General features: G+C 71.5%; 27 protein-coding genes and 2 pseudogenes. 11 read left to right on the forward strand and 18 right to left on the reverse strand.

Translation table 11 applies throughout. From position 1 onward, the window contains the following. Positions 1-92 precede the first annotated feature (92 nt). Entirely contained in the window at positions 93-1,910 is a 1,818-nt protein-coding gene (locus IA22_RS0111150; protein WP_030123515.1) for a SpoIIE family protein phosphatase, read from the forward strand. A gap of 409 nt (positions 1,911-2,319) precedes the next feature. Next, positions 2,320-3,081, forward strand: coding sequence for a DeoR/GlpR family DNA-binding transcription regulator (locus IA22_RS0111155; RefSeq protein WP_030123516.1), 762 nt, complete (start codon positions 2,320-2,322; stop codon positions 3,079-3,081). Between the two features lie 102 nt (positions 3,082-3,183). On the opposite strand, the pseudogene IA22_RS0111160 reads toward IA22_RS0111155, so the two are convergent. Continuing rightward, positions 3,184-3,402: pseudogene (locus IA22_RS0111160) on the reverse strand (hypothetical protein); the annotation flags it as partial. 67 nt (positions 3,403-3,469) lie between these two features. Further along, positions 3,470-4,021, reverse strand: coding sequence for a TetR/AcrR family transcriptional regulator (locus tag IA22_RS0111165; RefSeq protein WP_030123517.1), 552 nt, complete (start codon positions 4,019-4,021; stop codon positions 3,470-3,472). Between IA22_RS0111165 and IA22_RS0111170 the strand changes: the two genes are divergently transcribed. Next, positions 4,008-4,940, forward strand: coding sequence for a hypothetical protein (locus IA22_RS0111170; RefSeq protein WP_051694787.1), 933 nt, complete (start codon positions 4,008-4,010; stop codon positions 4,938-4,940). The genes IA22_RS0111165 and IA22_RS0111170 overlap by 14 nt on opposite strands. A 164-nt stretch (positions 4,941-5,104) precedes the next feature. On the opposite strand, the gene rpsN is transcribed toward IA22_RS0111170, so the two are convergent. Further along, positions 5,105-5,410 carry a 30S ribosomal protein S14 gene (gene rpsN, locus IA22_RS0111175; protein ID WP_030123519.1) on the reverse strand — a complete coding sequence of 102 codons (306 nt, stop codon included), beginning with the start codon at positions 5,408-5,410 and terminating at the stop codon, positions 5,105-5,107. Continuing rightward, positions 5,410-5,646: a 50S ribosomal protein L28 gene (rpmB, locus tag IA22_RS0111180; protein ID WP_014157687.1), complete on the reverse strand. Its 237-nt coding sequence runs from the start codon at positions 5,644-5,646 to the stop codon at positions 5,410-5,412. The genes rpsN and rpmB overlap by 1 nt, the downstream gene beginning before the upstream one ends. A 71-nt stretch (positions 5,647-5,717) precedes the next feature. On the opposite strand from rpmB, the gene rpmG reads away from it, so the two are divergent. The 5 genes from rpmG (at position 5,718) to IA22_RS0111205 (ending at position 8,539) form a co-directional block, all read left to right on the forward strand. Next, positions 5,718-5,882, forward strand: a complete 165-nt coding sequence (gene rpmG / locus IA22_RS0111185; protein ID WP_015576127.1) for a 50S ribosomal protein L33 — start codon at positions 5,718-5,720, stop codon at positions 5,880-5,882. Positions 5,883-5,925: 43 nt separating this feature from the next. Continuing rightward, positions 5,926-6,180 (forward strand): type B 50S ribosomal protein L31, encoded by a 255-nt coding sequence (locus IA22_RS0111190; RefSeq protein ID WP_030123520.1) that lies wholly within the window; start codon positions 5,926-5,928, stop codon positions 6,178-6,180. Next, positions 6,180-7,334, forward strand: coding sequence for a CobW family GTP-binding protein (locus IA22_RS0111195; RefSeq protein ID WP_015576128.1), 1,155 nt, complete (start codon positions 6,180-6,182; stop codon positions 7,332-7,334). The genes IA22_RS0111190 and IA22_RS0111195 overlap by 1 nt, the downstream gene beginning before the upstream one ends. Positions 7,335-7,366: 32 nt before the next feature. Beyond that, positions 7,367-7,600 (forward strand): 30S ribosomal protein S18, encoded by a 234-nt coding sequence (rpsR, locus tag IA22_RS0111200; protein ID WP_030123521.1) that lies wholly within the window; start codon positions 7,367-7,369, stop codon positions 7,598-7,600. Positions 7,601-7,831: 231 nt separating this feature from the next. Further along, positions 7,832-8,539 carry a DUF2470 domain-containing protein gene (locus IA22_RS0111205; RefSeq protein WP_030123522.1) on the forward strand — a complete coding sequence of 236 codons (708 nt, stop codon included), beginning with the start codon at positions 7,832-7,834 and terminating at the stop codon, positions 8,537-8,539. A gap of 158 nt (positions 8,540-8,697) precedes the next feature. On the opposite strand, the gene IA22_RS38235 is transcribed toward IA22_RS0111205, so the two are convergent. Next, positions 8,698-8,775, reverse strand: a complete 78-nt coding sequence (locus IA22_RS38235; RefSeq protein WP_370443954.1) for a 50S ribosomal protein bL37 — start codon at positions 8,773-8,775, stop codon at positions 8,698-8,700. 403 nt (positions 8,776-9,178) lie between these two features. Between IA22_RS38235 and malX the strand changes: the two genes are divergently transcribed. Beyond that, positions 9,179-10,786 (forward strand): maltose/glucose-specific PTS transporter subunit IIBC, encoded by a 1,608-nt coding sequence (malX, locus tag IA22_RS0111210; RefSeq protein ID WP_030123523.1) that lies wholly within the window; start codon positions 9,179-9,181, stop codon positions 10,784-10,786. Between the two features lie 2 nt (positions 10,787-10,788). Next, positions 10,789-11,973 (forward strand): MalY/PatB family protein, encoded by a 1,185-nt coding sequence (locus tag IA22_RS0111215; RefSeq protein ID WP_015576133.1) that lies wholly within the window; start codon positions 10,789-10,791, stop codon positions 11,971-11,973. A 90-nt stretch (positions 11,974-12,063) separates the two neighbouring features. On the opposite strand, the gene IA22_RS0111220 is transcribed toward IA22_RS0111215, so the two are convergent. Then, the gene (locus tag IA22_RS0111220) at positions 12,064-12,582 is read right to left on the reverse strand and encodes a hypothetical protein (RefSeq protein WP_014157679.1); all 519 of its coding nucleotides are present in this window, start codon (positions 12,580-12,582) and stop codon (positions 12,064-12,066) included. Between the two features lie 325 nt (positions 12,583-12,907). On the opposite strand from IA22_RS0111220, the gene IA22_RS0111225 reads away from it, so the two are divergent. Next, positions 12,908-13,399 (forward strand): ATP-binding protein, encoded by a 492-nt coding sequence (locus IA22_RS0111225; protein ID WP_030123524.1) that lies wholly within the window; start codon positions 12,908-12,910, stop codon positions 13,397-13,399. A 156-nt stretch (positions 13,400-13,555) separates the two neighbouring features. On the opposite strand, the gene IA22_RS0111230 is transcribed toward IA22_RS0111225, so the two are convergent. From IA22_RS0111230 to IA22_RS36425, 12 genes and pseudogenes are all read right to left on the reverse strand, one after another. Next, on the reverse strand, positions 13,556-14,287 hold the full coding sequence (locus IA22_RS0111230; RefSeq protein WP_030123525.1) for a FadR/GntR family transcriptional regulator: 732 nt from the start codon (positions 14,285-14,287) through the stop codon (positions 13,556-13,558). Positions 14,288-14,494: 207 nt separating this feature from the next. Beyond that, a complete protein-coding gene (locus IA22_RS0111235) occupies positions 14,495-15,484 on the reverse strand; it encodes a sugar kinase (protein WP_030123526.1) in 990 nt (329 codons plus the stop codon). After that, entirely contained in the window at positions 15,481-16,146 is a 666-nt protein-coding gene (locus IA22_RS0111240; protein ID WP_014157675.1) for a bifunctional 4-hydroxy-2-oxoglutarate aldolase/2-dehydro-3-deoxy-phosphogluconate aldolase, read from the reverse strand. The genes IA22_RS0111235 and IA22_RS0111240 overlap by 4 nt, the downstream gene beginning before the upstream one ends. Positions 16,147-16,214: 68 nt before the next feature. After that, positions 16,215-17,360, reverse strand: a complete 1,146-nt coding sequence (gene dgoD / locus IA22_RS0111245; RefSeq protein WP_030123528.1) for a galactonate dehydratase — start codon at positions 17,358-17,360, stop codon at positions 16,215-16,217. Positions 17,361-17,569: 209 nt separating this feature from the next. Continuing rightward, on the reverse strand, positions 17,570-18,103 hold the full coding sequence (locus tag IA22_RS0111250; RefSeq protein WP_030123529.1) for a transglycosylase SLT domain-containing protein: 534 nt from the start codon (positions 18,101-18,103) through the stop codon (positions 17,570-17,572). A gap of 432 nt (positions 18,104-18,535) precedes the next feature. Further along, positions 18,536-19,300, reverse strand: coding sequence for an ABC transporter ATP-binding protein (locus tag IA22_RS0111255; RefSeq protein ID WP_014157674.1), 765 nt, complete (start codon positions 19,298-19,300; stop codon positions 18,536-18,538). Next, entirely contained in the window at positions 19,297-20,097 is an 801-nt protein-coding gene (locus IA22_RS0111260) for an ATP-binding cassette domain-containing protein (protein WP_015576139.1), read from the reverse strand. Before IA22_RS0111260 ends, IA22_RS0111255 begins: the two co-directional genes overlap by 4 nt. Further along, positions 20,094-20,948 (reverse strand): ABC transporter permease, encoded by an 855-nt coding sequence (locus IA22_RS0111265; RefSeq protein ID WP_015576140.1) that lies wholly within the window; start codon positions 20,946-20,948, stop codon positions 20,094-20,096. Before IA22_RS0111265 ends, IA22_RS0111260 begins: the two co-directional genes overlap by 4 nt. Continuing rightward, positions 20,945-21,910 (reverse strand): ABC transporter permease, encoded by a 966-nt coding sequence (locus IA22_RS0111270; RefSeq protein ID WP_015576141.1) that lies wholly within the window; start codon positions 21,908-21,910, stop codon positions 20,945-20,947. Before IA22_RS0111270 ends, IA22_RS0111265 begins: the two co-directional genes overlap by 4 nt. Beyond that, entirely contained in the window at positions 21,910-23,427 is a 1,518-nt protein-coding gene (locus tag IA22_RS0111275) for an ABC transporter substrate-binding protein (protein ID WP_030123530.1), read from the reverse strand. Before IA22_RS0111275 ends, IA22_RS0111270 begins: the two co-directional genes overlap by 1 nt. Positions 23,428-23,465: 38 nt before the next feature. After that, entirely contained in the window at positions 23,466-24,206 is a 741-nt protein-coding gene (locus tag IA22_RS0111280) for a DUF1684 domain-containing protein (RefSeq protein ID WP_030123531.1), read from the reverse strand. Between the two features lie 291 nt (positions 24,207-24,497). Next, positions 24,498-24,603 (reverse strand): annotated as a pseudogene (locus IA22_RS36425) (ectoine hydroxylase); the annotation flags it as partial.

Raw genomic sequence — 24,603 nt, forward strand, 5'->3', positions numbered from 1 at the left:
CGCTTCGAGCCGCCCGCTGCCGCCTCCCGGGACACGGCGCCGGGGCGTCCGGCCGGAGACGGCCGGCACCGGGGAACGGCGAGGGCCGACCGATGAGGTCCGAGGACGGCCTGCTGGAGATCGGCTTCATGCGCACGGTGTTCGACAGCCTGGGTGCGGGGGTGCTCGTCACCGACACCACCGGCCGGCTCACCGCGTGCAACCCGCGCGCCGCACAGTTGCTCGGGCGGCCGCGTGACCAGATGCTCGGCCACGACCTGCACGATCTGATACACCGCCGACGGGACGGCGGCACCGTCCCGCGGAGCGAGTGCGGACTGATGGCCGTACTGGACAGCGACGTCCCGGCCGAGGGGACCGACGAACTCTTCCTGCGCGGGGACGGCAGCCTGGTACCCGTCATCTGGGCGGCGACTCCGCTGCGGCACGAAGGACGTTCCGAGGGCGCCGTGGTCGTCTTCCACGATTTCAGCCTGCACCGGGACGCCGCCGAGCAGACCGCGGCCTACCTCGCCGCCCTGGAGGGGCTCACCGCCCGGCTGACGATGGTGGCGGAGGTCTCGACCGTCCTCATCTCCGCATCGGACACACCGCAGATGCTGCACAGGCTGGCCGGGCTGCTCGTCCCCGACATGGGTGACTGGGCGGCGGTCGATCTGCGTACGTCGGAGCAGACGGGCGAGATGCGACGCGTCGTGGTCCGTACCTCCGGCGACCAGCGCGCGGCCGACGCGCTCACGGGGCTGTTGCCGCCCCTGCCCGAGTCCACCCGCTCCGCGGCGATCCAGGCGCTGCGGAGCGCCGAGCCCGTCGTGCTGGACGCGGAGGCCCTCGCGGAGCAGCCGGACAGTCCACTGGCCCGCGCCCACCGCGATCTGTTCGAGCGGCTCGGCGGCAGCTGCGCCGTCGTGGTGCCCCTGCACACCCGGCGGAAGGTCTTCGGCGCCCTGACCGTGGCCCGTGTCGACCCGGCGGCCTCCTACACGGAGGCCGAGGTCTTCGTACTCTCCGACCTCGCACGCCGCGCGGGCCTCGTCATGGAGGCCGCCGAGCTGTTCGAGCAGCAGCGCCACGTGGCCGAGACCATGCAGCGCCAGCTCCTCACCCCGCTGCCCCAGGTGGACCACCTCACCATGGCGGCCCGCTACCGGCCCGCCGAGAGCGCCGCCGAGATCGGCGGGGACTGGTACGACTCCTTCCTCCTCAGCGACGGTGTGCTGACGATGGTCATCGGTGACGTCGTCGGCCACGACCTCAAGGCCGCGGCCCACATGGCCGAGGTCCGCAACATGCTGCGCGCCCTGGCCTGGGACCGGACGGAACCGCCCAGTCTGATCATCCGCCGCCTGGACGAGGCCATGACCCATACCAGCGACGCCCCGATGGCCACCTGCGTCTTCGCCCGCATCGAGGGACCGGAGGGCGGCCCCCGGCAGCTCCGATGGGTCAACGCCGGTCACCCTCCACCCCTCCTGGTCACGGCCGACGGACGGACAAGCTTTCTCGAGGCGGGTCACGGACCGCTCCTCGGTCTGAGCTCGGCCCTGCACCTGGGACTCGGATGGCCCGACGCCCGGGCGGACCTCCCGCCCCGGTCGACCCTGCTCCTCTACACCGACGGACTCGTCGAGAGCCGCACGCGTGACATCGAGGCGGGGCTGGACTCCCTGCGCAGGCATGCCTCGGCCCTGGCCGACCGCGACATCGAGGACTTCCTCGACGAACTCCTGGACCGCATCGACCCCAGCGGTGACGACGTCGCACTTCTGGCGCTGCGCGTCCCGCAGACCGGCGTCGGTGACGACGAGGCACCGCCGCAGCACGCGCACAACCCGGCCGCACCCGGCCGCGGGGCACCGGGCTCCCGTGTCGAGGACACCCCCGTCAGGGACACCTCCGAACCTTCCTGACGCACACGACGGTCCGTTCGGCAAGGGCCGGGCACACCGGTGATGCGGGGCCGGGCCGCACTGATTCCGCACCCGTCCCTGGAAGGGTCGTCGGTGAGCGAACGACCGCCCCGCGGGACGGGGGCACGACTCAGGGGGAAGTCCCATGCACCGCAAGCGCTCGCCGCCGCAGTCCTGCCCGCCGCAGCACTGACCGGGGCACTCTGCCCGGCCGCCGCACCCCATGATGTTTCGTCAGTGCGATATCGAACATCGATGGGACATCCGGCAGAGGACTGAAACGTATCAAGGGCGGCGTGTCCGGAACGGTGCCCGGGCGCGACGCATGGCCCGAGGGCGCTGAAAACCGTGCCCGGACGGGCGTGAAAGTGCCTGCGGAGCACGATGTTCACTGTGGTAAAAACGGACGATGTCAGAGGAGAACCCTGCCGAGGGAGACCACCGGAGGGCGTCGATCGTCACCGCGCTCCGGGAGGGGGTGCGCCGCGTCGACGACCTGGCGCGCGCCTGCGGCGTCAGCACGATGACCATCCGGCGTGACCTGCGGGTGCTGGAGCAGCGCAACGAGATCCGCCGGGTCCGTGGCGGAGCCGTTCCGGTGGACGCCTGGACGTTCGGCCACCGTCGCGGGCGGTCCACCGCGGCCAAGGACGTGATCGCCGCCAAACTGCGGCCTCTCCTCCCGGACAGGGGCGGCGTCGGCTTCGACGGTTCGACGACCGTGCACAGCCTCGCCCGGCTGCTGAAGGAGCGCCCGGCGAACGACCTGACGGCGGTCACGACCGGCTTCGAGACCTTCCACGAGCTGTCGGGAACGCCTGGCTGCAGGGCCTACGCCACGGGCGGGACTGCGGACCTGCACACCGGAAGCCTGGTGGGACCGCTGGCGGAGGTGACGCTCCGGCAGTTCGCCCTGCACACGTGCTTCCTGTCCGCGACGTGTCTGGACGACTCCATCGGGTCGACCGAGTTCACCGCGGACGAGGCAGCGGTGAAACGCGCGCTGACGGCCGTCTCCCGGCGGACCGTCCTGGCCGTCGACTCCTCGAAGCTGGGCCGCAGCGCCGTGGCCAAGTGCCTGTCCCTGGACGAGATCGACATCCTGGTGACGGACCTGGACCCACTGGACGAGAGGCTCGATCCGTACCGGGGACTCGTCGATCTCCTATGAGGTGGAACGAGCCGGCGGGTCCGCCCTGCCGGACCTCACGGACTCACCGCGACTCCTGGCCCGTACGCCGTCGGGGCGTGCGGGCCAGGAGCCCGGTCCTCCCTACCTCCGGGCGGACGCCCGGCCGGCGCCGCCGTGGACGACGAACTGCGATCCGGGTTCGACCACGACGTCACCGTCGCCCGAACCGGTGATGGTGACGTCGGTCGGCGTCGCGCCGCCCCGGGCTCCTCCGTGGGCCGGGATCCCGGCCCCGTTGACGGAGTCGGCGATGCGGACGTTCGATATCTGCGCCCCCGGCACGGAGCCGCCTCCCGATTTCGGACCGCGCCGCACCGGCGCGGTCCGCCGTCCGCCCGGTGGAACACCCGGCCTCGTCACACGGCCGTCACGCCGGGCCTTGCCCGACCGCCGCACCTCCGGCGCCGCGCATGACGAGAGGGAGGAAGAGCAGGTCCACCACTTCCTCCAGATCCGCTTCGGAAGGCGTGCGGTGGACCATGAGGAGGTCGTGCAGGACCAGGACGACCGGGAGCCCGACCAGCCGGTCGGGGAGGCGGACGGACGGGTCGATCTCGCCGCGACCGGCGGCCCGCTCCAGGACCGTACGCATCCAGTCACCACCCGGGCCCCGGCTGCGGGAGGCCAGGTACGCCGACAGGTCCGTGTCCCGTCCGTGCTCGGCGGCGAGCACCTGCCGAACGGGCGCGAGGCCGGCCATCTGCCGGACGACGAAACCCAGCAGGGCGAGCACGTCGCCGCGCAGTTCCCCGGTGTCGGGCGGATCGTCCGGCACGGGGGGCGCCTTCCGCCGCAGAGCGGCCAGGGCGAGTTCCCGCTTCGTCGGCCAGCGGCGGTAGAGCACGGCGCGACTGGTGCCGGCGCGGGAGGCCACCGCCTCATAGGTCAGCTCTTCATAGCCCCGGGTGATACGGATCATCGCCGAGGACCTGCACTGCAACGCGATCCGTGTCGTCGGCGACGATCCCGACCGGATCGACGTGGCCGCGCGGTGCGCGGCGGCAGCCGGACTGCGGGTCTGGTACTCACCGTTCCCCTGCGAGATGACGAACCGGCAGATGCTGCCCTTCTTCGTGGACTGCGCCGAGCGGGCCGAACGACTCCGCCAGGACGGCGCGGACGTCGTCCTCGTCACGGGCTGCGAGCTGAGTCTCTTCGCCCGGGGATACCTGCCGGGCGACACGTTCGCGGAACGCGTCCCTGTCCTCGCCGGCCCCGGCCGGGAGGCGGCCCTCCAAGGCGTCCCCGACCGGGTGAACGCCTTTCTCGGCGAGGTCGTCGATGCGGTACGACCCGTCTTCGGAGGCCTCGTGACCTACGCCTCCAACCCCCTGGACGGCGTGGACTGGAGCCCGTTCGACATCGTGGGCCTCGACGCCTTCCGCGGTCTGCGCAACGCCGCCACCTACCGCGAGGACCTGCGCAGGGAGTTCGCCCACGGCAAGCCCGTGGCGATCCTGGAGGTCGGCTGCTGCACGTTCCGCGGGGCTGGCGACTACGGCGGCGCAGGGTGGTACGTGGCCATGGAGCCGGACGGCGTCACACTCAAGTCCGGCCTCGTGCGCGACGAGGGCGAGCAGGTCCGCTACATCGACGACCTCATGCCCGTCTTCGACCAGGAGGGTGTCGACTCCGTCTTCTGGTTCAGCTTCATCGCCGGCCGCAGCCCCCATCGCACACAGGGCGGCCCGGATCTGGACATGGCCTCCTACAGCATCGTCAAGCTCCTGGACGAGAAGCACGGCATCCCCTCGCCAGCGCGCGCCTACCCGGACCTGCCGTGGGAACCGAAGGAGGCATTCCACGCGCTTGCCGGCCGGTACGCCGCCCTCAAATAACGGGACACCGCTACCCCGTCCCCACCGGGGGACGGGGCAGCGAGCGGCACGGGACCCCGGGAGCACCCGAGCCCCGGGATCCCGCCGCCACCGCACACCTGACATCCGCGCACCGAGGGTGCGTCAGCCGGAGGCCGCGCGCCCCTCCGCCCGGAACCGGGCGGTCACCAGGACGACTTGGTCACGCCCGGCAGAAGACCGGCGTGCGCCTGCTCGCGCATCCGGACCCGGGAGAGCCCGAACTTCCGCAGATGCCCTCGGGGCCGCCCGTCCACGGCATCCCTGTTGCGGACGCGCGTGGCACTGGCGTCGCGCGGCTGGCGCCGCAACTCCTCGGCGGCCGACCGCCGTTCCCGCTCACTCGTGCGCGGGTTGCGCATGATCTCCTTCAGCTCCGCGCGCCGCGCCGCGTACCGCGCGACCGTCACCCTGCGCTTCTCGTTCTGCGCGATCTTGCTCTTCTTCGCCATCAGACCTTCACCCCTCGCGCCCTGATACGCGCCACCGCCGCCTCGATGCCGATGGCGTCGATCGTCCTGACGGCCCTGGCGCTGAGTGTCAGCCGCACATACCTGCCCTCACCGGGCAGCCAGTAGCGCTTGCGCTGCACGTTCGGGTCGAACCGGCGCGGGGTGCGCCGGTGGGAGTGGGAGATCTTGTTGCCGAATCCCGGCCGGGAGCCGGTCAGTTGGCAATGGGCGGACATGGAAGTACCTGCCTCTCGTCGACATCTGGCCCCCGTATTGAAAATGGAAACCATTGCCATATAGTAGCGGCATGGCCCGCAACGAAGTACGCCCGATCATCAAGCTCCGCTCCACCGCGGGAACGGGCTACACCTACGTCACCCGCAAGAACCGGCGGAACGATCCCGACCGCCTGGTACTGCGCAAGTTCGATCCGCTCGTACGTCGCCACGTCGACTTCCGCGAGGAGCGCTGACCCCCGCTCCGTCCACACCGCCCCGATCCAGGAGGAACGCACCATGAAGCCAGGAATCCACCCCGCGTACGGACCCGTCGTGTTCCGCGACAAGGCCGCCGGCCATGCCTTCCTCACGCGCTCCACGCTCCGCGGTGAGCGCACCGTCGAGTGGGAGGACGCCCGCACCTACCCGGTGGTGGACGTCGAGATCTCATCCGCGAGCCACCCCTTCTACACCGGCACCGCACGCGTCCTGGACACGGCAGGACGCGTGGAACGGTTCGAACGCCGCTACGGCCGTCGCGAGGAACGGTGATGGAGCACACCCGCACGCTGCCCGTGGTCCTCGTCGGCGGGCTTCACTCCGACGCCCGCCGCGAGGTGGTCGAAGGGCTGCTCCGCCAGGTGCCCCGAAGCGTCGCGCTGCACCACGACCTGAGCACCGCGGGCGGCGGCATCGTCCTGCGGACGGTCCGCGACGCCTCCGGCGAACTGGCGCGGGGCGAGACACCCCTCGTGAACGACTGCGCGTGCTGCGCCCTGAGGGAGGATCTGCTCCCCGAACTCGAGCGGCTCGCGGCCGGAGGCCTCACCGGGCTCGCCGTCGTCGAACTCTGGGACTCCGTCGAGCCGAGGTCGATGGCCGAGGTCATCGCCGCTCACGGCCACGGGTGGGCGGAGGTGACCGGCGTGATCGCCGCCGTCGACCCCGCACTCGTCCTGCCCTGCCTGAGCAACGGCGACGACCTGGCGGAGGCGGGGCTGGCGGCGGCGCCGACCGATCAGCGCACGGTCGGCGACACCTGGGCCCGCCAGCTGGAGTACGCCTCCGTCGTCGCCCTCGTCGACAGCCCGGACGCCGACGACCAGGACCGGGCGCTCGTACGGCAGTTGCACCCGACCGCGCCCCGGGTCCCGGCCGGTACGGAGGCCCTCGCCGAACTCGCCCTGGCCGGCTTCGACGTGGAGGCGGCCGGCGCCGCCCAGCACCCCTCCTGCGCCCTCCTTCCCCAGGAGGCGGAGGAGGCCGGTGTCAGCACCCTGGTATGGCGGGCTCACCGCCCCTTCCACCCCGGGCGCCTCTTCGACGCGCTGGAGGACCTGAGCTGCGCCGCCGCCCGCAGCCGCGGCCGCTTCTGGCTCGCCGACCGGCCTGACACCCTGTTGTCCTGGGATGCCGCGGGCGGGGCACTCTGCGTCGAGAGCACCGGCCCCTGGCTCGCGTCACTGCCGGACGCCGCCTGGGACATGGTCCCGCCGTTCCGCCGCGCCGCCGCCGCACTCGACTGGCACCCCGAGGTCGGGGACCGCTGCCAGCACCTGGTGTTCGTCTCCCCCGCCCTCGACCGGCGAGGCCTCACCGCACTGCTCGATTCCTGCCTGCTCACCGACGCCGAGTACCGGGCCGGAAGCGAGGCGTGGAAGAGGCTGCCGACCGCCTTCGGCCCCCTGCTCGACCCGATCCACTGACCACCGACCCACCTCCTCCGAGGAGAGCACCGATGCCACGCCGCCAGGAGAGCCCGCTCAAGGCCCGCCCCAACCCTCTGGACACCGCCGGAATCATCTACCTCGACTACAAGGACACCGATCTGCTGCGGAAGTTCGTCTCGGACCGCGGGAAGATCCGCAGCCGCAGGGTCACACGGATCACCGCGCGGCAGCAGCGCCAGGTCGCCACCGCCGTCAAGAACGCCCGGGAGATGGCGCTGCTGCCGTACTCCGCCCGCACGTGACCGGCCCCGGACGGGGTCGCGCCGCCGTCCCGTCCGGGGGTCCGCGGACCGACGGCACTCCCCGGCCCGAGCGAAGGGCACGGCCGGGCGACTGCGGGAACTGACGGAGGGACACCTCGAACATCCGTCGGGCGGGGTGCCGCACTACCCCGAATCCTCCCAATGGGTTAGGTTAGGCATACCTAAGTAACGGTAATGAGGTCTCCCCGCCCGCTCCTCTGGAGAAATTGGATGCGCCTTTCCCACTCCCGCGTCACCCAGCCCACCCCCGCCGAACGCGTGCTGGCGATCCTGACCGCGGCCCACTCGATGACGGTGGTGAGCGACGGGCTCAAACCCGTCGAGGTACACCGGCTCGACGGGACGGCCGCGATCGGCCACATCCATCTGCACGAACCGTCCGAGCCCGGCGCCGCCCCGTCGGCCGAACGCATCCCCGTCCGGCTGGAGTTCACGGACATCGCGCCGACCCCCGTGCGCGAGCGCACGCGCGCCCGCGTCACGGTCACGGGCCTGCTGTCGGCCCCGTACAGCACGGAAGCCACGGAGAGCACGTGCATGGAGTTCGGCCAGGCGGTCTTCGAGGACCACAGGGGTCGCGCTTTCGTCACGCTGGAGACGCTCCAGGAGACGGCGCCCGACCCGATCGCCACCAGCGAGGCGGCGATGCTGACCCATCTCGTGGACGCACACGGCGAACTCGTCCCCCTGCTGCTGCGCCTGGCGCAACCTCAGCCGGACAAGGGCGTGACGCGCGTCCTCCCGCTGGCGATGGACCGTTACGGCGTGACCCTGCGGCTGGAGTACCCCGGCACGCACCGCGATGTGCGGCTGCCGTTCGCGAAGCGCGTGGCCCGTCTCGACCAGGCGGGACCGCAGATCCACGCCCTGCTCGCGGCCGCCCGCCGCGCGTCCCACCGCAATCAGCTGCTGGCCTGACCAGGGCGGCATCGGGCGGGATGCGAGGGATGCGCAGTGTTCGTAGTCCCGGTTCCGGAGCGGCGCCGTCTCGCTCCACGATCCAGCCCCTTGTCACCGGCCTCCGAACGCGTCCGGGGGGCGGCTCACGCCACCCCCCGGGACACACCGGCACGTTCTCAGCTCTGAGGACGGCTGCCGTGGTTCGCGCCGTTCTTGCGGCGGGCCTTCTTCTTACGACGTCGCTTCGAGGACATCGAACCTCCTGATTCGGCAGTTTCTGCAGACTATGCACCGGATTGTCGAGTCCGGCGATCACTGGGCCCCTTACCCACCGGCGCGGCGGCAAACACCCGGCATGCATACAGCCGGGTGGCGTACGTCACGGCAGGCGACGGCCCCTTCACCGCGTGCGTCAGCGCCTCCGCACCGGGTCCGGTTCGCGCTCCGGTACCCATGGACAGCCGCCGACCTGCTGTGATGTGATCCCTGCGGCGGAGCAGCCCTGTCCGGCGCCGCTCATCGGGCAATCCCCAGGTGCGCCGCGGGAGGGCGACCCACCTCCTCGTCCTGCCCCCGCCACTTCGATCACCCGTGGGTCCACGCGTCGCCACGGCGAGCGCCCGGGTCCGTCCCCCCATGCTCGAAAGTTCGGAACACATGCAGAAGACCAAAGCCGCGCTCTGGGAATTCCTCCAGGGACTCGGCAAGACGTTCATGCTCCCGGTGGCCCTGCTCGCGTTCTGCGGCATCATGCTGGGCATCGGCTCCTCGCTCTCCAGCGAGGCCGTCACCGACGGCCTGCCCTTCCTGAAGGCCGAGGGCTTCCACCTCGTATTCACCTGGATGGCCAACACGGGACTGGTCGCCTTCACGTTCCTGCCCGTCCTCTTCGCGATGGCGATTCCGCTCGGCCTCGCCCGGGAGGACAAGGGGGTGGCCGCGTTCTCGGGTTTCGTCGGCTTCGCCGCCATGAACCTCGCGGTGAACTTCTACCTCACCGCCCGGGGTGTCGACCTCGAGGACGAGAAAGCGATCGAGCACTACGGCATAGCCGACGTGCTCGGTGTCCAGTCCATCGATACGGGACTCCTCGGAGCCGTGGCCGTTGGCATCGTTGTCAGCCTTCTCCACCAGCGCTTTCGTACGCAGCGCATGCCTGACGCCCTGGCCTTCTTCGGGGGGCTGCGCTTCGTCCCGATCATCTCCGCCCTCGTCCTCAGCGTGCTCGGTCTGCTCATTCCGCTGGTGTGGCCGGCCTTCAACGGCTGGATCACGGCCGTGGGCCGGGGCATCGGGCACACCGGGGTCTTCGGGCCGTTCTTCTTCGGCATGGGGGAGGTGCTGCTGCGGCCGATCGGGCTGCACCACATCCTCGTGGCCATGTTCCGCTTCACCGACGTCGGTGGTTCGGGTGCCGTCTGCGGGGACGACGTCTCCGGCGCCCTGAACATGTTCTACGCGCACCTCGACTGCGCGGGCGCGCCGAACGCCGCCGTGACCGACGCGACGCACTTCCTCTCCCAGGGCAAGATGGCGGCCTACCTGGGCGGCCTCCCCGGGGCGGCGCTCGCGATGTACCACTGCGCGAACAGGAGGATGCGCCCGGAGATCAAGGCTCTGCTCGTCTCGGGTGTGGTGGCCTGCGTGGTCGGCGGCATCACGGAACCGCTGGAGTTCCTGTTCCTGTTCGTCGCGCCGTGGCTGTACGCCGTCCACGCGGTGCTGGTGGGGCTCGGCTTCCTCACGGCGGCCGTGCTCGGCGTCTTCATCGGGAACACCGACGGCAACGTGATCGACTGGCTGGTCTTCGGCGTTCTCCAGGGTTCGTCGACCAAGTGGTACCTGGTGCCGGTGATCGCCGCCGTGTGGTTCGCCGTGTACTACTTCCTTTTCCGCTGGGCGATCAGGCGATTCGACCTCAGAACTCCCGGCCGTGACCAGGAGCCCGAGCAGGACACCGGGGACGAGGAGGGCCCCGCCCCGGACGCGGAGAAGGCACCTGCCCGCGAGCTGGTCGCCGGGAAGTACGACGCCGTGGCCATCCTCGACGCGATCGGGGGCGCCGCCAACATCAGGTCCCTGGACAACTGCATCACGCGTCTGCGCATGACCGTCGAGGACGCGGAACTGGTGGACGGGGCACGGCTGAAGAAGCTGGGAGCGGTGGGCGTGATCAAGCTCGACGGCCACACCGTGCAGGTCGTCATCGGACCTCAGGTCCAGTCGGTGAAGGACGCCATCGCCACCATGATCCCGGTGGGCTGACCATGTCCTCCCCCCTTCCCGCCGGTACCGCTCCGGCCGACCCCTACGGCTTCGGTGTCCCCGTGGACCGTCGCGGCACCTGGTGCACGCAGTGGGACTACGTCGAGGACCGCTTCGGAGTACCGGACCTGCTGCCGTTCACCATCTCCGACATGGACTTCGAGACCGCCCCGGAGGTCATGGCCGCGCTCCGGGGCCGCCTGGACCACGGCGTGCTGGGCTACTCGCGGTGGCGCCAGGACGACTTCCTCTCGGCGATCGTCCACTGGTACGCGACACGGCACGCGACGGCCGTAGACCCCGGGTCGGTCGTCTACGCGCCCTCCGTCGTCTACCAGCTGTCGCAGCTGCTCCGGCTGTGGTCGGAGCCCGGCGACGGTGTGGTGGCCCACACCCCCATGTACGACGCGTTCCCCACGACCGTGGCGGCCCACGGACGCCGGCTCCGGTCGTGCCCGCTCGACGACTGGGCGGAGCTGGAGCGGCTGCTGGCGCTTCCCGACACGGCGGTACTGCTGCTGTGTTCTCCCCACAATCCGACGGGCAGGGTCTGGTCCGCGGACGAGCTGGACCGGATGGCGCGGCTGTGCGCACGGTACGACGTCGCCGTCATCAGCGACGAGATCCACGCGGATCTGGCGCACGCCCCGCACGTCCATCGCCCCTGGGCCCTGCACGGGGACGGAGGCCGGTGGGCAGTCATCACGTCGGCGTCCAAGTCGTTCAACATCCCCGCACTGACCGGTAGTTACGGAATCATCGGCGATCCGGCATCACGCGACGCCTATCTGAGGCAGCTCAAGGAGGCGGACGGGCTCTCCTCCCCCGCCGTGCTGTCCCTGGTCGGGCACATCGCCGCGTACCGGGAGGGGGCGCCCTGGCTGGACGCCTTGCGCGCGTACCTCGCCGGCAACCTCCAGGCCGTCGCCGACCGCCTGGAGCGGGCGTTCCCGCAGCTCGGCTGGGAACCTCCCCAGGCGGGGTACCTCGCCTGGATCGATCTGCGGCCGCTCGGCGTCGAGGACGACGCGTTGCAGCGCGAGCTCGTCGAGGTGGAGAAGGTGGCCGTCATGCCGGGATCTGCCTACGGCTCGCCCGGTCGGGTCCGGCTCAATGTCGGGTGCCCACGGTCCAAGGCGGAGCGGGGGGTCGACGCGCTGGTGCGTGCGCTGTCCCGACTCCGCTGAAAGACGGCGGCCCCGGCCGGGGCAGGTGCCCGCCTCGGCCGGCCGTGCCCGGCAGCCGGCTCCCGGCCCGGTCCGATCGCCGGTTCCCCGTCAGTGTCCGGCGGCCGCCTTCACCAACGCGACGGCGACGCCGATCACCGCGTCGGCCAGACCGGCGAGCACCGCCAGGAGCACGCCACCTCCCATGCGCAGCCCTCCCGCGCAGCCCCACGCGAAGAGCGAGGCGATGCCCACACCGGCCGCCGTCGTCAGCGCGGCGGACAGGGAGAGGACGTCCAGGGCGGCCAGGGTGATCATCACAGCCGGGCCCGCCGCGCAGGAGAGCAGTGGGCTGCTGACGTAGAGCATGCGGCGGAGGTCGTGGCCGGTGGCGAAGTGGCGGTGGACCGTGCGGTGCGCCTGCTGATCGGCGACGAACGCGGCGAGCCACAGCCCCAGAGCGGTCGTCAGGACCGTGGCCAGGGCGCCCGTGGTTCCCACCTCGCCCAGGGACAGGCCGACCACGACGGCGATCATCGTGATGGTCGCGTAGATGCGCTCCTTGAGCCGGTCCACCAGCGCGCCCTCGGCCCGCTCGGGCGGCGGCCCCGTCACCCGGTCGTCGGCCATCCGGTCTCCCTCGCTCGTCACGGGACGGCGGACGTCCCGCGTTCCGTCCGGCACCGCGGCAGGCCCACGCAGCGAGCACCGAGGACACGGCCACCAGCATGCCTTGCGGCCCCCCGAAATTCCGGAACCCCTGCGCGCGGACCGCGTCGCCGCGGTCGGCGGGGCCTGTCGCCCGGGGCACGGCCGGCCGGACGGCGGTGCGCCTGGACACCGGAGCGAGGCGCTGAATTTCCGTCCGTCGTCGGCCGGTCTGAAAGGGGTGAAGGCGGGTAGACGGGCCGATGGACGAGCTGCGTGGTGCGGCTGATGTGACGGGGGATGTGTCATGGGACTGCTGACGACAACGCACGGGACCGAACAGGACAGGCCGGGTTCCGGCACGGCTGTCGTGGCGGACAGCGCCGCGTACGACATGGACTCGGAGCAGATCTCCTGTGCCCGTGACTTCGTCAGGGGATTCCTGTCCGACGCGCGTGCGCGGCACGGTGTGGACGTACCGGCGCGGTCCATGGACATCGCGCAGCTGGTGGTGAGCGAGCTGGCCACGAACGTCTGCAAGTACGCGCCGGGACCGTGCCTGCTGGATCTCGAGGTGGACGGCGGTCTGCTGGGCATCACGATGTGGGACTCGGGCGCCGTGCTCCCCTCCGCGCTGGGGGCCGACCCCAGCCGTGCGGGCCAGCACGGCCTGGAGATCGTCCTCGCGGTGTGCCAGAGCTTCCAGGTCCGCCGCGAGCCCGTGGGCAAGCGCGTCCGCGTGCAGATCTCGCTGCTCGAAGGACGGGACGCCGGACCGGCCGGCCCTACGCCCTGGTGACGTCCGGGGGCTCCTCTCCTCCCGTCCGTTCGGCGGGTGGCACCTCAGAACCGGGCGCCCGGGCGGGGAACCGTGGAACGTGTGAAGTCGCCCGAAATCCCCCCGACCGGTCTTCCGAGAGGAACAACCGCCGACACGCTGCTGCCACGGGGGTGCTCAGCCTCCGGTCACGGTCCTCATGCCGGTGGCCGCCCGGCCCGTCACGGTCTCCGCGTCGGCGCCGGCCTTGTCGAGGAGCTCCGTCATGGCGGCGTGCGCCCGGTCCGGGTCGGCGTCCCGGACGGCGTCCAGGACCGCCCGGTGGCTGGGCACGGGATCGTCGTCCTGCCGGTGTGTGTGCACGAGAAGGTCCCGCTCGCGGAGCCCGGGCTCCAGCAGGAGGTCGAACCGGGCCAGCAGATCGTTCCCCGTCGCCCTGAAGAGCGCGCGGTGGAAGGCCGTGTCCGCCCCGGCCGCCGCTCCGGCGTCCCCCTCGGTACGGCCCATGGCCTCCAGGGCCTCCTCCAGGGCGACGAGGTCCCGCTCGCTCCTGCGCGCGGCGGCGTGCCTGGCCACGGCCGGCTCGATGATGGCGCGCACCTCGGCGAGGTCACCGAGCAGCTTCGCACCGTGGCCGCCCGCCACCCGCCAGCGGATCACGTCGGCGTCGAGGAAGTTCCACTCGCGCTCGGACTGGACGAAGGTGCCGCGCTTCTGGCGGGAGTCGATGAGCCCTTTGCCGGCGAGGACCTTCAGGGACTCCCGCATCACGGTGAGGCTGATGTCCATCTCCTCGGCGACGGACCGCACGTCGATGGTGTCACCCTGCGCGATCCGCCCCGAGACGATCCGGTAGCCCAGCGCCTCCACGACCTGACCGTGGATGCCCCTGCCGGCGTAGGCCGCCATGGCCCGCCTCCTCGTCCTGGTGAAGCCGTGCGGGCGTTGCACACGGCGGCGTCATGGGGACCCACCACGCCCTGCCGGGAAGCGGACCCGGGTGTCCGGCTCCCCGGGCGCCGGGGAGCGCGGTGCGAAGCCACACCATTCAAGCACCAGGACAGGGGACGACCGGTGTCCGCACGGTCGTTCCGGTTGCCCGGGCCGGCTCCCGGCTCAGCGGATCGCGGTGCCGGGCGCGGCTGCCAGCAGACCGAGTTCGTCACGGCGCGGCAGTCCCTCCCAGTCGCCGTCCGAGGCGACGGCGAACGCGCCGAGCGTGTTCGCGCGGGCGAGCCGTTCCGCGGGCGGGAGCCCGTCGAGCAGGCCGGACAGATATCCGGCGCAGAAGGCGTCCCCCGCTCCCACCGTGTCGCGTACGGGGACGCGCAGGGCGGCTACGGCGTGCCGGGCGCCCCGGCGGTCGCGGAACGCGGCGCCCTCTCCCCCTCGTTTGACGACCACCTCGCGCACCCCGGCCTCCAGGAGCGCGTCCACGGCGCGTTCCTCGGCGTCGGCGGACTCGGTGAACGCGTCGCCGACCACCGGGAGTTCGTCGCCCGAAGCGATCAGGACGGTGACGTACGGCAGCAGCGGCCGAAGCGCGCTGCCCGCCTCGTCGGCCGTCCAGAGCCGCTGCCGGTGGTTGACGTCGAGCGCGACGGTCCATCCGTGCGCGTGGGCGTGGGCGGCTGCCGCGCCCACCGCCTCCAGCGGGCCGGGGCCGAGCGCACCGGTGATGCCGGTCAGGTGGAGCACCCGGGCACCGTCGCCCAGGGCGGGCTCGATGTCGGCGGGGGTGAGCAGCGAGGCCGCCGACCCGTCGCGCCAGTAGTGCACCCGTACGAGGTCCGCGACGCGCTGTTCACGGAGCATCGCTCCGGTGGGGGCGGTGGCCCGGACGGCGGCCCGGGTGATGTCGACGCCTTCCGCGCGGAGGGTGCGCAGGACGAGGCGGCCGGGTTCGTCGTCCCCGACGAGACCGGCCCAGGCGGCGCGGTGCCCCAGCCGGGCGAGGCCGATGGCGACGTTCGACTCGGCGCCGGCGACGGTGGTGCGGGCCTGTGCGCCGACCGCCAGGGAGCCGGGCAGCTGGGCGGCGAGCATGGTCTCGCCGAACGTCAGCACGTCGACGGGGACGGGCGTCCGCCCGGGGGCGGTGCTCACACGTCCTCCCGGGTGCCTGCCGAGCACAGGGCGACGAAGCCGCGGGCGCGTTGGCGGAGGGCGGCGAGGTCCCCGCCGTGCGCGGCGTCTCCGACGAGCGGCGATCCGACACCCACCGCGACGGCCCCGTGGGCGAGGTACCGCTCGGCCCCGGCGAGGTCGACTCCGCCCACGGGGACGATCGGCATGTCGGGGAAGGGGTCGCGCAGGGCCTTGAGGTAGGCGGGCCCGCCGAGCGAGGCGGGGAACAGCTTGACGGCGTCGGCGCCGGCGCGGCGGGCGGCGACGGCCTCCGTCGGGGTGAGCGCGCCGGCCAGCACGGGCAGCCCCGCCCGGACCGAGGCGGTCACGGACTCGGTGAGCGCGGGGGTGACCATCCAGCCGGCCCCGGCTTCGTGGGCGCGTGCGACGTCCTCCTCGGTCAGTACGGTGCCGGCGCCGATGAGGGTTCCGGGGCCCACCTCGGCGGCGGCGCGCCGTATGACCCCGAGGGCGTCGGTGGTGTTGAGGGAGACCTCCACGAGGGCCACGCCCTCCTCGGCGAGGGTCAGGACGGTGCGCAGCGCGGCATCGGGGTCCTGGCCACGCACGATGGCGGCCAGACGGGTGCGCCGGAGCACGTCGGCGAAGGTGTCGCTGTCCGGAGGGGACAGAGGGTGCATGTGATTCACGTCCCATGGGAGTTGCTCTGCGGGTCGGGCCGGGTCACCGTGCGGTGGCCGGGCCGGGTTCACCATTCGGCGAAGGATCCGTCGGCGTGACGCCAGATCGGGTTGTGCCAGTCCTCGACGGTGTCGTCGGCGGCGCGGACCGCGCGTTCGTCCACGTCGATTCCGAGGCCGGGCGCCGTGCTCCGCAGGAAGTGCCCTTCGTGGAAGTCCAGCGGCGTCGGGTCGGCCAGGTAGTCCAGCGGTCCGGCACCGACGTTGTAGTGGATGCCGATGCTCTGTTCCTGGATCAGGAAGTTCGGGGTGCTGAAGGCGACCTGGAGGCTGGCCGCGAGCGAGACCGGCCCCAGCGGGCAGTGCGGCGCGAGGAGCACGTCGAAGGTCTCGGCGAGCGAGGCGATCCGGCGGACCTCGGAGATCCCTCCCGCGTGGGACAGGTCGGGCTGGATGACCGCCACTCCGGCCGTGAGCGCGGGCAGCACGTCGGTGCGCGAGAAGAGCCGCTCCCCCGTGGCCAGCGGCACGGGCGATCCCGCGACCAGGTCGCGCAGCCGGTGGGTGTACTCGGGCAGCACGGGTTCCTCGACGAACAGCGGGTTGTACGGGGCGAGATGCGGCAGGATCTTGGCGGCGTTGGGCGCCGTGAACCGGCCGTGGAAGTCGACGGCGAAGTCCCGGTCGTCGCCGAGCGCCTCCCGCGCGGCGGCGGCACGGGAGACGACCTCAGCGATGTCGCGGGTGGTGGCCAGCCGGTTCATCCGCCCGGAGGCGTTCATCTTCACCGCGGTGAATCCGGCCTCGACCTGCTCCCGCACCGCCTCGGCGATCTGGGTGGGCTCGTCGCCGCCGACCCAGGTGTAGGCCCGCACCCGGTCGCGCACCGGTCCGCCGAGCAACTGGTGCACGGGGGCTCCGTACACCTTGCCCGCGATGTCCCAGAGCGCCTGGTCGAGTCCGGACACCGCGCTGGAGAGGACCGGACCGCCGCGGTAGAACGAGCCTTTGGTCATGGTCTGCCAGTGGTCCTCGATCCGCAGCGGATCCTGCCCGACGAGGAGTTCGGAGAGTTCGTGCACGGCGGTACGGACCGTGGCGGCGCGTCCCTCGACCACCGGCTCACCCCAGCCGACGACACCGTCGTCCGTCTCGACGCGGCACAACAGCCAGCGGGGCGGCACCGCGAAGGTCTCGATGCGGCTGATCTTCATGTGACTCTCCGGCGACGGTGACGAAGGAGGGCGGCCGGACGACGGCCGGCGGGCACCCTGGGGCACTCACCCACGTTATTAAATATGAATTATTACCGTGCGCCAAGGGGTCCGGGTCCCGCCCCGCGGAACGCCGGACCGCGGCCGCACGCGAAAAGGCGCGGTTCCACCCCTGGCAGGGGTGGAACCGCGCCGTGTGCTGCCGGTGCTCAGTAGGCGGAGTCGACGTTGTCGATGGAGCCGTACTTGTCGGCGGCGTAGTTGGCCGCCGCGGTGATGTTGGCGACCGGGTCGGTGAGGCTCTTGGCGGTACCGTCCACGTGGTACGCGTCGAAGGTCGGCTGGATCACCTGGAGCAGCCCCTTGGAGGGTGTGCCCTTCTGGGCGTTGACGTCCCAGCCGTTGGACGCGTGGGGGTCGCCGCCGGACTCACGCATGATGTTGCGGTGCAGCCCCTCATAGGTGCCGGGGATCCCCTCGGCCTTCATGATCTTGAGGGACTTCCGGATCCAGCGGTCCAGGTCGCCCGAGTCGGTGCTGCTGCCCGCCTTGTGCGCCTTCTCCGCCATGGTGTGCGCCTGCGCGGAGAGCCCGGCCGCGGACGCGGCCGCACCGTGCGAGGCCGGCTCGGCGGCGTGCGCGGGGGACGGGGCGAGGGTCAGGGCCGCTGCTGCGGCTCCGGCGGCACACAGTCCGGATACGGAGAACCTGCGGATCCGGGCGGTGCGGGCGGCGGGCGTCAGGTACTGGGCGGACGTACGGATGGAAGCACTCCTTGCGAAGGGGTCAGGGACGCCACGGAGCTGCGGGGACCGGACGTGCGCGGCGAGATCCGTGCGTACGGATCGTGCGGCGCGCCGGCCGCCCCGGAACGGCTGCTCCCGTGGACTCGATCCATGGTTAGCGGCACGCCGCGGCAAGGGCAACGGCCGGCCTTACTACACCTCCCCGTAGACCGGGCCGTACGGATTCGTCGGGGCGGTCAGGCACGGCCCGGCGCCCTACTACCGCACCTCGCGTGTGACCTGCGCCCTATGGGTGGGCTCACAGGCACCGGCCGGTTCCGGGCGGACGGAGGATGGACGCGGGGCCGCCCGGGACCTCGGCCGGGCCCCACCGGCGGGCCGCCGGGGCTTCTCCGGCGCGCTGCCGTCGACGGACCGGACGCCGGAAGGTCAGACCGGCAGCCGCGGCACGCTCTCGATCAGACGGCGCGTGTAGGGGTGCCCGGGTTCGCCGAGCACCTGGGAGGTGGCTCCCTGCTCGACGATCCTGCCGCGTTCGAGCACGGCGGTCCGCTCGCACAGCGAGGCCACGACCGACAGGTCGTGGGAGACCATGACCAGCGTCAGACCACGCTCCTGCTTCAGCTCGGCCAGCAGGTCGACGACCTTCACCCGGGTGGTGACGTCGAGTGCGCTGACCGGTTCGTCGGCCAGGAGGACGCGGGGGTCGCAGACCGTCGCGCGGGCGATGGCGATGCGCTGGCGCTGCCCTCCGGAGAACTCGTGCGGGTAGCGGTCGACGGCGTCGGCCTGGAGACCGACGCGTTCCAGCGCGGCGGCCACCTTGGGCGCGGCCGTGGAGCGGCTGTCGAGACCGAGGGAGCGCAGGGGTTCCGCGACGATCGCGCCGACCCGGCGGCTGGGGTCGAGCGAGGAGTACGGGTCCTGGAAGACGCACTGCACGCTGCGCCGGAAGCGGCGCATCTGTTCACGGTCGCGCGGGTTGAGGCCGGCCCCGTCGAAGCGGACGGCGCCGGCGGTGGGGCGGGCCAGGCCCAGCAGCAGCCGCAGCAGCGTCGTCTTGCCCGCGCCGGACTCACCGACCAGTGCGAGGCTCTCCCCCGCCTCGACGGCCAGCGACACGTCCGCGACCACGTCGGCCGCGGTCCCCCGGTAACGCACGGCGGCGTCCTTCAGCTCCAGCACGGGCGTCATGGCGCGCTCCTCAGGTCCAGGGCGGACTCCAGTTTCCGGGCGCTGGCGACCAGGGCCCGGGTGTACGTCTCACGTGGGGCGCGCACGATGTCGTGGACCACGCCCTGCTCCACGGCCCGGCCGTCCTTCATGACCAGCACCCGGTCGGTGACCCGGGACACGACGGCAAGGTCGTGGCTGACGAACAGCACGGCCATCTCCCGCTCCCTGACCAGGCCGTCGATCAGCTCCAGCATCTCGGCCTGCACCGACACGTCGAGTGCGGTGGTGGGCTCGTCGGCGATGAGCAGCTTCGGCTCGCAGGCCAGCGCCATCGCGAGCGCGACCCGCTGGCGCTGTCCGCCGGAGACCTCGTGGGCGAAGGCCCGGGCGATGCGGTCGGGCTCGGGCAGCCGTACCTGTTCGAGGGCCTGGTGGACGGCCCCGCGAAGGTGCTTGCCCGTGAGGCCCGTGCGGCGGGCGAGGGGCTCGGCGATCTGCCGGCCGAGCCGCATCAGCGGGTCCAGCGCGGTCAGCGGCTCCTGGAAGACGACCGCCGCGTCCCGTCCGCGGACGCCGGTCAGGCTCCTCTCGGCGGCTCCCACCATCTGGGTACCGGCGAGTTCGACGCTGCCGGACGAGGTCATGCCGTCGGGCAGCAGCCCGAGGACCGCGAGGGTCGTCAGGGACTTGCCGGAGCCGGACTCGCCGATGAGGCCGAGCCGTTCACCGCCGGCGACCGTGAAGGACAGGTCGTCGACCAGGATCCGCCCGTCGTCGGTCCTTACGGTCAGTCCGCGTACGTCGAGGAGAGTCACGCGCGCCTCCGCCGGGTGGCCGGGTCGAGGGTGTCACGCAGGCCGTCGGCGATGAGGTTCACGCCGATGACGAGCAGTACGAGCAGGATGCCGGGCGCGAGCGCACCGGCCGGCGCCGTGGTGAAGGTCGCCTGGGCCTCCTGGAGCATGCGGCCCCAGGAGGCGTTGGGCGGCGGTGCGCCGAGGCCGAGGTAGGACAGCCCGGCCTCGGCGAGCACGGCGAGGCCGAACTGCAGCGCGAGGTTGACCACCAGCGTGGGCCAGATGTTGGGCAGGACGTGGGAGAGGACCGTGCGCGGCCAGGAGGTGCCGGAGGTACGGGCGGCCGTGATGTAGTCCTGCGCCAGGACCCGCTTGACCAGGATGCGCACCAGGCGGGCCACGACCGCGCTCTGCGCCAGGCCGATGGCCAGGACCGCAGAGCCGAGGGTCGCCGAGCGTGCGGCGACGATGAGCATGGCGAGCAGCAGGGTCGGGAAGGCGATCAGGATGTCGAGGAACGCCGAGAGCGTGTCGTCGATCCAGCCCTGGGCGTAAGCGGCGAGAACGCCCAGGGTGATCCCGACGGCGGCGGCGATGAGTACCGACCCGAGCCCCGCCTCGACGGCGATGCGGGAGCCCGTCATCACCTGGGTGAACAGGTCGCGTCCGAGCTTGTCGGTGCCGAGGAGGTGGCCGTCGCCGGGCCCGGCGAGCCGTCCGCCGGAGGTGTCGTCGGCGTCGTAGGGCAGCCAGAAGAGCGACACCGCGGCCAGCAGCGCGATGAGCCCGGCGAGGACGCAGCCGACGACGAGGGTGACGGAGCGTCGCGAGCGTCGCTTCGTCGGGGTGAACAGGTCCGTCCCGGTCATCGGGAACCTCCCGAGAGCCGGCCGCGCAGCCGCGGGTCGATGATCCGCTGGACCAGGTCGGCGACGAAGCCGATCACCAGCACCGCGAGGGTGGACACGAACAGCACCCCCTGGATGACCGGGTAGTCGTGCTGCGCGATGCCGGTGGCGAGCATCGAGCCGAGGCCCGGCAGCGCGTAGACCGACTCCACGACGACGGCACCGAGCAGTGTGGAGGCGAGTTCGATGCCGAGGACGGAGATCACCGGCACGGAGGCGTTGCGCAGCCCGTGCCGCCGCATGGCGCCGCCGAAGGACGAGCCGAGGGCGCGCGCGGTCCGCAGGTAGTCGCTGCCGAGGACGTCGAGCGTGGCGGAGCGGACGTAACGGATCAGGGACGCGCTCATCACGAGGGCGATGGTCACGACCGGCAGGACGAGGGACCGGACCGCCTCGGCCGGGTCGTCCCAGCCGTCCTGCGGGAAGCCGCCGGAGGGCAGCCAGCCGGCGTTCAGCGCGAACACCGCGATGAGGATCATGCCGAGCCAGAACACGGGTATCGCGATGCCCAGTTGGGACACCCCACTGAGCAGCGTGCCGTACCAGGTGTGCCGCTTGTGGGCGGCTGTGAACCCGGCGGGGACCGCGATCAGGACGGCCAGCACGAAGGCGGCCAGGGTGAGCGGCACGGTGACGTCCAGCCGGGCGGCGACCTCGGGGCCCACCGGCAGCGAGCTGACGAACGAGGTTCCGAGGTCGCCGCTCGCCAGCTGCCCGATCCAGTGGGTGAACTGTTCGGGCAGCGGGCGGTCGGAGCCGATGGCGTGCCGGGCCGCGGCTATCTGCTCGGGACTGGCACCGACCGAGGTGAGCGCGTTGGCCGGGTCGCCCGGCAGCATGCGCAGCAGCACGAACAGCACCACGCTCGCCAGCGCCAGCGACACGGCGAGGAAGGCCAGGCGGCGCACCAGGTAGCGCGCCATCAGCCCTTCTTCTTGATGTCGTAGGCGAAGAACTGCGAGTTCAGCCCGTTGAGGGGGTAGCCGGAGAGCTTGTCGTTCGCGACGACGATCTGCGGGTAGAGGTACAGCCAGTCACTCGCCGCGTCCTCGGCGGTCTGCCGGTTGACCTTCTTCAGCAGCTCCGTCTGGCCGGCGGTGCTGGAGGCTTCCTCCGCCTGCTCGACCCACCGGGTGACCTGCGGGTTGTCGTAGCCCCAGTAGAAGTCGGGGTTGCCGTACCAGACCAGGTCGCGGTCGTTGACGTGCTCCTGGAGCGTGGCCGAGAAGTCGTGGTTCTTGTAGACCTTCGTGTACCACTCGTCAGGGGTGATGGTGTTGATCTTGACGGTGATCCCGACCTTGGCGAGCTGGGACTTGATGAAGGTCGCGGCCGTCGGGTGCGGGTCGTAGTTGGGGGTGTCGAGCGTGAAGCTGAAGCCCTTGGCGTAACCGGCCTCGGACAGCAGCTTCTTGGCCTTCGTCACGTCGTAGGCGTTGACGTCGGTCAGGTCCTCGTACCAGGGGTCGGTGGGCGGGACCATCGAGCCGATCTGCTTGCCGTAGCCGCCCCAGACGGACTCCAGGAGCTTCTTGTCGTCGATGGCGGCGGACACGGCCTGGCGCACCTTGACGTCGGTGAAGGGCTTGGCCTTGTCGTTGAACGCCAGCAGCAGCTTGGTCGTGGAGTTGCCGTCGTTGACCTTGTACGCGCCGTTGCTCTTGAACTGCTCCAGCGCGTCGGGCGACTGCTCGCTGGTGACGACGTCCACGGCGTTGGTGAGCAGGGCGTTGTTGAGCGCCGACGCGTCCTTGTAGTAGTGGAAGACGACCTGCTTGTTGGCGGCGGCGTCCCCCCAGTAGTCCGCGAAACGGTTCAGGCTCAGGGCGGAACCGCGGGTCCACTTGTTCAGGGTGTACGGGCCGGTGCCGTCCTCGGTCGTCTTCAGGTCCTTGGCCTGGGAGTTGATGATCCAGACGTAGGAGAGGTTGTAGACGAAGGAGATCGACTTCTTGGACAGCGTGATCTTCACGGTCCGCTTGTCGGGGGTGGCGATGTCCTTGACGACTTCGAGGTTGCCCTTGCGGGCGGACTGGGAGTCGTCGGCGAGGACCTTCTCCAGGCTGTACTTGACGTCCTCGCTGGTGAGTTCCTTGCCGCTGTGGAACTTCACGCCGTCGCGCAGGGTGAAGGTGTAGGTCAGGCCGTCGGCGCCGGTCTCGTAGTCCTGGGCGAGGAGCTTCTCGACCTCACCGTCGTCGGTGAGTCTGAACAGGCCTTCGTAGACGTTGCCGTTGAGGGCCTCGGTGACGCCCTGCCCGCCACCCGCGGTGTTGTCGAGGTTCTGCGGCTCGTAGAGGGAGCCGATGTTGACGACCGCGTCCTTGTCCCAGGTGCCGCCCGAGGCGCTGGTGCCGCCGGAGCCGCCGCAGGCGGTCAGGGCCACGGCGAGAGCGGCGACGGTGGCGGTGCCGAACAGGACGTTCTTCTTGGTGCTCATGGATCAGGGCTCTTTCGGTGCGGGGAGCTGCGGGGTGATCAGTGCTGGGCGTCGAAGCCGTCGCGGAAGACGGGGAGCTTCTCGCCTGCCTCGACGGGCAGGTGGAAACGGTTCTGCCGCGGCGGCATCGGACAGTTGTACTGATCGGAGAATCCGCAGGGCGGCACGAAGGCCCGGTTGAAGTCGAGGACGACCCGGCTCTCGTCGTCCGTGCGCCGCACGAAGAGGAAGCGGCCGGCCCCGTACGTGGTGTCACCGTTGGTGGGGTCCCCGAAGACGAGCAGCAGGGTGCCGTCGTCGTCGAAGGCGCTGAGCGTGTACGCGCGGCCGTCGACGGTGAGCGTGATGTCGCCCGGGACGACCAGGTCGCGGCTGCCGCCGTTGTCCCGGATGTGCTCGAAGGCGATACGCCGGGCGCCGGGAACGGGGGTGTAGGAGGCTTCCAGGACCCAGGCGGGGTCGTACGGGAAGGCGTCCACCCGGTCGAAATGGCGGATGGCGGGCGCGTCGGCGTCCCAGAGGCGCAGGCCGTGCTCGGGCTCGCCGGTGACCAGGTCGGTGCGCCGGAGCGTGGTCACCGTCACGGTGCCGGGTCGGCCGGCGCGCGCTTCCTCCACGTCCGGCTCCTCACCCGCCGGCGCCCAGCGGGTCTCGACCAGGGCGAGGTTGCCGGTCGGTGACGTGAGCGCGCGGTGACGCTCGGCACGCCAGGCGTCCCACTCCTCCGCCGGGTCTACGGGTGCGCGGTCGGGGGACGTGTGGGACACGGCAGTACTCATTCGTCTCGGCGAGGGCGGCCTTCACAGCCCGCGTACGCAGGGCGTGAATAAGTGGCCAAAGCATCACCTTTATTGACCATAAGCACATCTAATGTCAAACGTACGTATCACATGGTGAGACGCACTTCTCGGAAGGACGCGGTGCCGCCCGGGCCTGGAGCGACTCGGGCCGGACATCGCGGCACCGGGGCGGACGGAAGGGAGCACCCGCTCCTCGCGGGTGCGAGGAGCGGGTGCTCCCTCGGAGGGGTGCCATCCCTGTCGGGCGCCCGGGCGTCGTCGCCGGTGGGCCTACCTGACCGGGGTGAAGTCGCGGGCGCCGATGAAGTCGGGCCTGCGGACGGGGGCCGCGAAGGGCTCCTGGGCGGTGTTGTCGACGCTGTTGAAGACGATGAAG

It is taken from the genome of Kitasatospora papulosa (assembly GCF_000717245.1).
Taxonomy (GTDB): Bacteria; Actinomycetota; Actinomycetes; order Streptomycetales; family Streptomycetaceae; genus Streptomyces; species Streptomyces papulosus.

Coding starts and splice junctions, on each gene's coding strand:
- IA22_RS0111150 (WP_030123515.1), top strand. CDS start 93: ATGAGGTCCGAGGACGGCCTGCTGGAGATCGGCTTCATGCGCACGGTG.
- IA22_RS0111155 (WP_030123516.1), top strand. CDS start 2,320: ATGTCAGAGGAGAACCCTGCCGAGGGAGACCACCGGAGGGCGTCGATC.
- IA22_RS0111165 (WP_030123517.1), bottom strand. CDS start 4,021: ATGATCCGTATCACCCGGGGCTATGAAGAGCTGACCTATGAGGCGGTG.
- rpsN (WP_030123519.1), bottom strand. CDS start 5,410: ATGGCGAAGAAGAGCAAGATCGCGCAGAACGAGAAGCGCAGGGTGACG.
- rpmB (WP_014157687.1), bottom strand. CDS start 5,646: ATGTCCGCCCATTGCCAACTGACCGGCTCCCGGCCGGGATTCGGCAAC.
- rpmG (WP_015576127.1), top strand. CDS start 5,718: ATGGCCCGCAACGAAGTACGCCCGATCATCAAGCTCCGCTCCACCGCG.
- IA22_RS0111190 (WP_030123520.1), top strand. CDS start 5,926: ATGAAGCCAGGAATCCACCCCGCGTACGGACCCGTCGTGTTCCGCGAC.
- IA22_RS0111195 (WP_015576128.1), top strand. CDS start 6,180: ATGGAGCACACCCGCACGCTGCCCGTGGTCCTCGTCGGCGGGCTTCAC.
- rpsR (WP_030123521.1), top strand. CDS start 7,367: ATGCCACGCCGCCAGGAGAGCCCGCTCAAGGCCCGCCCCAACCCTCTG.
- IA22_RS0111205 (WP_030123522.1), top strand. CDS start 7,832: ATGCGCCTTTCCCACTCCCGCGTCACCCAGCCCACCCCCGCCGAACGC.
- IA22_RS38235 (WP_370443954.1), bottom strand. CDS start 8,775: ATGTCCTCGAAGCGACGTCGTAAGAAGAAGGCCCGCCGCAAGAACGGC.
- malX (WP_030123523.1), top strand. CDS start 9,179: ATGCAGAAGACCAAAGCCGCGCTCTGGGAATTCCTCCAGGGACTCGGC.
- IA22_RS0111215 (WP_015576133.1), top strand. CDS start 10,789: ATGTCCTCCCCCCTTCCCGCCGGTACCGCTCCGGCCGACCCCTACGGC.
- IA22_RS0111220 (WP_014157679.1), bottom strand. CDS start 12,582: ATGGCCGACGACCGGGTGACGGGGCCGCCGCCCGAGCGGGCCGAGGGC.
- IA22_RS0111225 (WP_030123524.1), top strand. CDS start 12,908: ATGGGACTGCTGACGACAACGCACGGGACCGAACAGGACAGGCCGGGT.
- IA22_RS0111230 (WP_030123525.1), bottom strand. CDS start 14,287: ATGGCGGCCTACGCCGGCAGGGGCATCCACGGTCAGGTCGTGGAGGCG.
- IA22_RS0111240 (WP_014157675.1), bottom strand. CDS start 16,146: ATGCACCCTCTGTCCCCTCCGGACAGCGACACCTTCGCCGACGTGCTC.
- dgoD (WP_030123528.1), bottom strand. CDS start 17,360: ATGAAGATCAGCCGCATCGAGACCTTCGCGGTGCCGCCCCGCTGGCTG.
- IA22_RS0111255 (WP_014157674.1), bottom strand. CDS start 19,300: ATGACGCCCGTGCTGGAGCTGAAGGACGCCGCCGTGCGTTACCGGGGG.
- IA22_RS0111265 (WP_015576140.1), bottom strand. CDS start 20,948: ATGACCGGGACGGACCTGTTCACCCCGACGAAGCGACGCTCGCGACGC.
- IA22_RS0111270 (WP_015576141.1), bottom strand. CDS start 21,910: ATGGCGCGCTACCTGGTGCGCCGCCTGGCCTTCCTCGCCGTGTCGCTG.
- IA22_RS0111275 (WP_030123530.1), bottom strand. CDS start 23,427: ATGAGCACCAAGAAGAACGTCCTGTTCGGCACCGCCACCGTCGCCGCT.
- IA22_RS0111280 (WP_030123531.1), bottom strand. CDS start 24,206: ATGAGTACTGCCGTGTCCCACACGTCCCCCGACCGCGCACCCGTAGAC.